The sequence below is a fragment of the Polaribacter sp. Hel1_33_78 genome (assembly GCF_900106075.1).
In the GTDB taxonomy this organism is placed as follows: Bacteria; Bacteroidota; Bacteroidia; order Flavobacteriales; family Flavobacteriaceae; genus Polaribacter.
The window spans coordinates 3,220,352-3,227,823 of sequence record NZ_LT629794.1 but is presented as its reverse complement, the minus strand read 5'-3'; the positions used below and the strand labels follow the sequence as shown (position 1 = coordinate 3,227,823).

Here is a 7,472-nt window from a genome sequence, read left to right as displayed (position 1 = left end):
CAAACCTTCCTCCCTTTTGATTGATAGTTGATGTTCTATTGTACTTAATTACCATTTTATTCATAATAGTGATTCCTTTTAATTTCAACACTTAAATGTATTAAAAACCTATGATATATCCAAATAAGTGAACCCTATTTATTTATAAATTAAAGGGAAGTAGAAGGGGGTTTCTTGTAACTGAGAGAAATACTTTTTTATAAAATAGAGGTCTTACTCGTTATTTTATCGGAGTCATTTTTTTTTACTGGAGAAGATTGATAGAGTAATGAATTCTCTTTAAGAATTTTGGTCAGTATTGAAAAGTAAACTTGAGTTAAAAATTTTAAGTTCAAATTTTCACCAAATAAAGATTTTACTTTGTTAATTTTTCATTTGTAGGTTTATTTAATCCATAATAAACTCTTTTTTTAGAATCATTTATAACATCTAATATGTGTTTATCAAATTCACTTAAAGAATGACCAAATATGACCAAAGATTTAAGTTTATTAAATTCTTTAAAACAAAACCTTAAGTATTTATTCCCATTTATTTTATTTAATTTATGTTCAGAGTTTCCCTCAGTTATGATTAAAGGGAGATAGTTATTATTTAAGTTTTCTTCAATTTGTGAAACTATTCTTTGACCTTGTGAATGTCTTACTTTGTACACATTATCTTCATTACTGAACAACATTATGTTTCCGTGTAAATAATAAATGTGATGTCTATGTATTTCATTGTTTTCATTATCAAATTTCAAATAATTTCCATCATTAGAGAAGTTGTCAGAATGATTTATCAACCCATTTTAGATTGTACCATTAAATAATATAGATTTAAATCATAATTTGTAGTGAAAATATTTCCAAACTTTTTTAATTGATTACCAAATAAGGTTCCTGATTCGGTTTTAAAGAAATTCCAATCTGGTTGAATTTTTGTTATTGTCTCGATAAAACTTTTTTTAGTTTTTCTTCTACTTTTTTAATTTTTTCAACGTCAATAGTTAATATTTTACAGATTTCAATACTCGATTGGATTTTAAACAATATTTCTTCTATATTTTTATTATTGTTATCATTTAAAATAGTTGTCATTTCGTCTTCATACTCATTTTTTATCTCATCAATTAAATTAGTATAATTAAAAGTTGGATTGTTTAAAACACTAAACCCATTACCCAATAACAAAGGTTTCCCCCCATAACTCCTCTAGATTTTTAAATAAATCCATACTTAAATATTGTTACTTCCTTATATCTTTATTGTAATCTTTATACATCCCCTCTAATATCATTGGGAAGACTTTAGGGTTCATTATCTTCTTATAAAAATCTAATCTATCTCCGTAGTATTCAGAAACCTCTCCACCAAATTCCTTTTTGAACCAATCTTTTTTATCACTCTCTGAATTATCACCCATCATAACAGAAACCAAATCATCATTATTCTTTAATCTTTCGGTTACCTGTTTCAAATCAACTTTATCCTCCTCAGATAACTCTATCCATAAACTTCATTAATCCGTTGAATAATATGAGATAAAAGGTCTAATTCTGGTTCATCAATACCACCACCTGTTCCACCAGACATTGGTTCGATTTCTCCACCTTTATCTTCTAATGATAAACGAGATTCTCCCATCATTTGAATTCTTAAAGAACCTAAATCAACTGAATCTATTATACTAATTTTTTCAGTAATTCCTTTTGGTAGTTTCTTGTTTAAGAATCGAAGGAATACATATAGTTTCTCCCAATTTACTTCTGTAAAATTGATGATTTGAGAGATGTAAGAATACAATCGAATGAAAGATTGAATTTTAGATTTAAACTCTTCTTTTTGTTCATCATTTTCTAAATTCTTAAAGTTATCTACAACCTCATCAATGATAGGGTGTAAACGTTCATCTGTTTCCGTATCTTTATAAAACTCTTTACAAAACCTATCAATATGGTCATCTGAAAAGATGGTAAACGATTCTATTTCGTTTTGTAAATCATATAGTTTATCAGGTTCTGTTTCCCCTGTTAGAACGGTTGATGTATAAAATGGTTGAAATGATTCTACTATCTTTTCCGTATCATTTACAAAATCTAAAACAAACGTATCTGTTTTACCACTCTTCGTTCTGTTTAATCTTGAAAGGGTTTGTACACATTGAACTCCACTCAATTTCTTATCTACATACATAGAGTGAATCAATGGTTCATCAAATCCTGTTTGAAACTTATTGGATACAATTAAGATTCTAAATCGTGGGTCTTTCAAACCACTTGGAATGTTTGAACCTTCTAATCCGTTTTCTTTATTTAGAGATACTTCTGTATACTCCTTATGGTCCCTTTTAAATGAACTACACCACTAAACCCTACTAAACAAGAATATGAAAGTCCTCTCTCTTTCATTTGACGTACCATTTCTTTATGGAAAAGAACACAATGTTTACGAGAACGAACTACCACCATTCCTCTTCCTCTTCCGTTTATTTTTTTGGAAGTTGATGAAGTAAAATGATTAAGAATAATATTAACCTTTTGATTAATGGTCTCATCATGAGAATCTACATAATCAACAAGTTGTTTCATAACCTGTCCTTCAGGTAATTCCTTATCCTCTGTGTCCGTTTGTTTTACCTTAAAATATCTTTTATAAGTTGTATAATGTTCTAATACATCTAAAGTGAATCCCTCGTGAATAGATTGTTTCATGGAGTAAGAATGGAAGGGTTCAAACCCATCATTTTCATTCTTTCTACCAAAGAGTTCTAATGTTTTATTTTTAGGAGTTCCTGTGAAACCAAAGAAAGATATATGAGGTTGTTTTCCTCTAGATTCAATTTCTTTACGAATCATTTCTTCATAATCTACCTCTCCATCCTCATTTTCAATAACATCTCCTGAAAGTGATTTCTTTAGGTGTTTAGAGGTTTCTCCACTCTGAGATGAATGTACTTCATCAATCACTACTCCAAAGGTTTGTCCTTTTAGTTGTGAAATGGTTTCAGAGATAAAAGGAAACTTCTGAATTGTAGTTACAATGATATCTTTTCCTTTTTCTAAAAACTCTTTTAATTGTTTTGAGTTAATATCTACTGGGTTCACCACCCCATCAGTTTGTTGTAAATCTTTAACAGTCTTTTTTAACTGACTATCTAATACCTTTCTATCTGTAATTACCAATATGGTATCAAACATTCGTTTGGTATCTTCTTTGGTTTTATACAATGAGGTTAGGGTATGTGATAACCAACCAATACTAAATGATTTACCTGAACCTGTGGTATGTTGAATTAGGTAATTGTTTCCAACACCTTCTTCTTTTACACTACTCCTTACTTTACGAATAACATCTAATTGGTGGTAACGAGGGAATATAAGAATCTCTTCCTTTTCTAAAGTTACTTTTTTCAGTTTATCATTCCACTCCTTTTTAGATTCTACGGATACCAATACAAAGTTCTCTATGATATCTAAAAGTGAATTAGGAAGTAAGATTTCATTCCATAAATACTCAGAACGAAAATCATCTTTTACAGATGGGTTTTCTATCCCCTTATTGTAAGGTAAGAACCTTGTTTTGTTACCACTCAATCGAGTAGTCATAGATACTTTATCGTTATCTACACAGAAATGTACCAAACACCTTTTAAACTGTAATAGGGGTTCTCCTATTGGGTTTCTATCGTATTTGTATTGGTTCTCTGAGTTCTTTATGTTTTGTCCTGTGAGTTGGTTTTTCAACTCCATTGTAATAATTGGTATTCCGTTTAAGAACAATACCAAATCAATAGAATTCTCATTTTTATTAGAATAGTGAAGTTGACGAACTGATACAAAACGATTCTTTTCAAATTTAGATTGATGTTCAGGATTCAAACCACTCTTTGGTTCAAAATATACCATATCAAAAGAACATCCTCTTGTACTAATTCCTTTTCTAAGAACATCAATAATCCCTCTTTTAGAGATTTGGTCATTTACAATCTTACTCAGTTGTTTATCTGTTGAAGTATCAAATTGTTTGTATAGTTTATCATATTCTTCCTTTTGAGTAGATTTAATAAACTCTATGAGTTCTTCTTGAAGTTGACATTGGTTTCTATCGTACTCCGTATATAAACGAGAAGTATACCCATGTTGAATTAAGGTTTGTTCTATATGTTTTTCGAAACGTTCTTCGTTTGGTTTTCTCATACGGTTTGGGAGTTTAAAATCAATGAATTATCTTCTTCACATACTCTTATTTTACCTGTTACTACTTCTGATATTAAAGATTGACGATATTCTTTTAGAGTATCTATTTTCTTTTGTTCTAATTGGATGAGGGTATCAATTTCTTCTGTTTGTTTATCTAAATACTCAACGATTTGTTGTTGTTCTTTAAGAGAGGGTAAATAGATTTTAATATTTGATATTTGTTCTGTAGATATATTTGGTTGACCACTTCCTTTTAGTTGTTGTTTGAATTCTTCAAAAAAGTAAAACGTCCTAACTAAAAAGAATAAAAATCTTTTTACTAAAGTATCTACATCAGGTCTAAATACACTATTTCTTTGATTCAAAAGAGTTAAATGTTCTTCCTGATAAAAACATACTTTAATTCCTGTGGAGATTATAGGTCTTGTTAAAACAAAAATTAAATCTCCTTTTAATACTCTAAATCCTTCAAAATCGTCATAATAGTTTTTTGGTAAAAATGATAAATCTTCCCAAGAAACACCATTGTTTTGAATGTTAGAAATTTTAATAACTCTTACCTCACCTTCATTTTGAAAATCATTACTGTCAAATGAGTAACCACTAAAAAAATTACCATGATATTTTAACTTTGAAGTATTCCAATGACTTGGAATCTCACCAATCCATTCCACTCCAGAATCTTTCATCTCCACATTGGGATTAACACCTTTGGTTACAACATGGTTAATGAGTGAGGTTCTTTTCTCTTTAAGGAGTTCTATCTTCTTTTCTTTTTGTTGGATAAGAGAATATATCTTTTGGGTTTTATCATCCAAAAAGGATACGATTTGTTGTTGTTCGAATATTGGAGGAACAATTAATGGTATTCCCCCATCATATTATTCATTAACTTTGGGTTTATGTCAATACGAACGTATGGTTTTGTTACAAGGTTTAAATAGAAACACAAATACTTAAGTTCAAAAAGAATGTTCCGTTTACTTAACATTCCACAAACATTAGTTGTGTTAAACTTCCCATTTCTGTGAAAACATGTACCAGTATTTGCTCCATCTGTTGTCCATGTCACATATTCTCCATCGAAATCATATGTGTTAATTTTTCCTAATTCACCATTATTTGTTGTTTGAGAACTATAAACTGGAAAATCACCTTTATTCTCGAAAATTTCAACTTTAGATATAACTCTTCCTCTTCCAATATTAAAATGTCTACTAACTAAAGAAATTTTCCAATGAACAGGAATATCTCCAATCCATGTTTCAGGTACGTTTTTATAGTATTGGTATCTATTCATTTATAATTTCTTTAAAGATTCCTTCACTCTCTTTTTCTAACTCCAATAAATCAGAGGTAATATCTCCTAAACTACGTAATGGTTTGTACTGATAAAAATACTTTGTAAAGTTGATTTCATAACCCACTTTATCCTTCTCTCTATCCATCCAACTATGAGGTAAATGTGGTTCTACTTCTCTGTTAAAATATTCTTCAATATCTTCGGTAAGAGGTATTCTCTCACTATCTCTTAATTTAGTGTTTGGTTTTGGATTTCCTTTTGTATCCTTAACAACCTTATCGTTTTTTATAGTTGGTTGTTCTATGGTTACTTTGGTATATCCAAAAAACTCATTGTCAAAAATCTTAGAGAATTCATTTTCTTCAAAGTTGTGATACGTTTGAATAAGTGATTCTGTTTGGTCTTTGGATATTTTCTTTCGTTTACTTCCTAATGATTTTTTCATCGGTTTGTAAAAAGTAGAACCATCAATTAATTGAACCTTTCCTTTTCGTTGAGATTTCTTTTTATTGGTTACAATCCATATATACGTTGATATTCCTGTATTAAAGAACAATTGGTCTGGTAATGAAACTACACATTCCAACATATCATTTTCAATAATCCATTTACGTATTTCAGATTCACCACTTCCACCATCACCAGTAAAAAGAGGAGAACCATTGAATACAATTCCTATACGAGAACCTTCCTCTTTCATCTTAGAAATAAGATGTTGTAGGAATAATAAAGAACCATCAGAAACTCTTGGAGTTCCTACACTAAATCTTCCATAAGGGTTTTTAGATTCTTCTTCCACAAACTCTTTCTCAGATTTCCAACTTACCCCAAATGGAGGATTGGTTATCATATAATCAAACTTTCTACCTTCAAAATGGTCTTCAGATAAAGAAGAACCTAACTTTACATTGTCAGGGTCTTCACCTGAAATCAACATATCAGATTTACAAATAGAATAGGTGTGTGGGTTTAATTCTTGTCCTTGAAGGTTTAAACGAACCTTATTATCAATGTTTTCCTCAATCCATTCCTTACCAATCGTTAACATACCACCTGTACCACAACAAGGGTCAAAAATAGAACGGATAATTCCATCTCCTTTTAAGTGTTCTTCACTTTCAGAAAAAACCATAGAAACTAAAAGTTTAACCACATCACGAGGGGTGTAGTGTTCTCCCGAAGTTTCGTTAGACATCTCTGAAAACTTACGAAGAAGTTCCTCAAAGACTTGTCCCATTGTATGATTATCTACCTTATTAGGGTGTAAATCTATCTCAGTAAACTTATCTATTAAAAGATATAGTTTGTTGTTCTTAAGGAGTTTTTCAACTGGTTTTTCTAATTGGAAATTTTCTAAAATCTCAAATACATTTTGAGAGAAACCACTTATATAGTTAGGGAAGTTAACCTTCAATCCATTTGGGTCTCCCTTCAATCTTTGTAAATCGTAGTTAGAGTGATTAAAGAATTTTAATCCTGTTTGTTTTTTTATAATTGGGGTTGGGTCAACCTCATCTTTCAACTCATTGTAGAGTTCAATAATTTCATCTTTCTTTGGTTCAATAACACAATCCAATCTTCTAAGTACTAAGAAAGGAAGGATTACATCTCCGTATTCGTGTTGTTTAAATAATCCTCTAAGTACATCGTCACAAACGTTCCATACAAAAGAAGAAATTTCATTATGGTTATTCATCGTATTTTTTTAAGGGACAATATAGTCAATTTAGGGTGTTTTAAAGACCCTTTTTTTTGAATTAATTGTATGAAATATAAGAATTTTGGAGTTGTAGTTGTAAAGAATGAAAGGTGGGATAGTGTAAACTCATTAACCCATTATTTTCCTTACCTCTTCTAAATAAACTTCTTTTGGGAGTAATCCACTATCAAAAAGAGATTTGTATTTGGTTAATTGTTCTTCATTCTGTTATCTTTTATTAAGTTTTAAAAATTTTAAGGAGTAAGATTATATTTTAACACACATTA

Annotated in this window: 8 protein-coding genes; all 8 read right to left on the bottom strand. The window is 29.8% G+C overall.

From position 1 onward, the window contains the following. Window positions 1-355: 355 nt before the first annotated feature. Complete coding sequence (locus BLT88_RS14095) at window positions 356-787, bottom strand: DUF4917 family protein (protein WP_091955582.1); 432 nt, start codon at window positions 785-787, stop codon at window positions 356-358. Between the two features lie 139 nt (window positions 788-926). Further along, window positions 927-1,169, bottom strand: coding sequence for a hypothetical protein (locus BLT88_RS14090; protein ID WP_091955580.1), 243 nt, complete (start codon window positions 1,167-1,169; stop codon window positions 927-929). Between the two features lie 61 nt (window positions 1,170-1,230). Next, window positions 1,231-1,461 (bottom strand): hypothetical protein, encoded by a 231-nt coding sequence (locus tag BLT88_RS14190; RefSeq protein WP_157691239.1) that lies wholly within the window; start codon window positions 1,459-1,461, stop codon window positions 1,231-1,233. 26 nt (window positions 1,462-1,487) lie between these two features. Beyond that, window positions 1,488-2,255, bottom strand: coding sequence for a hypothetical protein (locus BLT88_RS14085; RefSeq protein ID WP_157691237.1), 768 nt, complete (start codon window positions 2,253-2,255; stop codon window positions 1,488-1,490). 41 nt (window positions 2,256-2,296) lie between these two features. Next, entirely contained in the window at window positions 2,297-4,180 is a 1,884-nt protein-coding gene (locus BLT88_RS14080) for a DEAD/DEAH box helicase family protein (protein ID WP_091955577.1), read from the bottom strand. Further along, window positions 4,177-5,001 carry a restriction endonuclease subunit S gene (locus BLT88_RS14075; RefSeq protein WP_091955576.1) on the bottom strand — a complete coding sequence of 275 codons (825 nt, stop codon included), beginning with the start codon at window positions 4,999-5,001 and terminating at the stop codon, window positions 4,177-4,179. Before BLT88_RS14075 ends, BLT88_RS14080 begins: the two co-directional genes overlap by 4 nt. Before the next feature lie 41 nt (window positions 5,002-5,042). Continuing rightward, window positions 5,043-5,483 (bottom strand): restriction endonuclease subunit S, encoded by a 441-nt coding sequence (locus BLT88_RS14070; RefSeq protein WP_091955574.1) that lies wholly within the window; start codon window positions 5,481-5,483, stop codon window positions 5,043-5,045. Next, complete coding sequence (locus BLT88_RS14065) at window positions 5,476-7,182, bottom strand: class I SAM-dependent DNA methyltransferase (RefSeq protein WP_091952154.1); 1,707 nt, start codon at window positions 7,180-7,182, stop codon at window positions 5,476-5,478. Before BLT88_RS14065 ends, BLT88_RS14070 begins: the two co-directional genes overlap by 8 nt. Window positions 7,183-7,472: the final 290 nt, after the last annotated feature.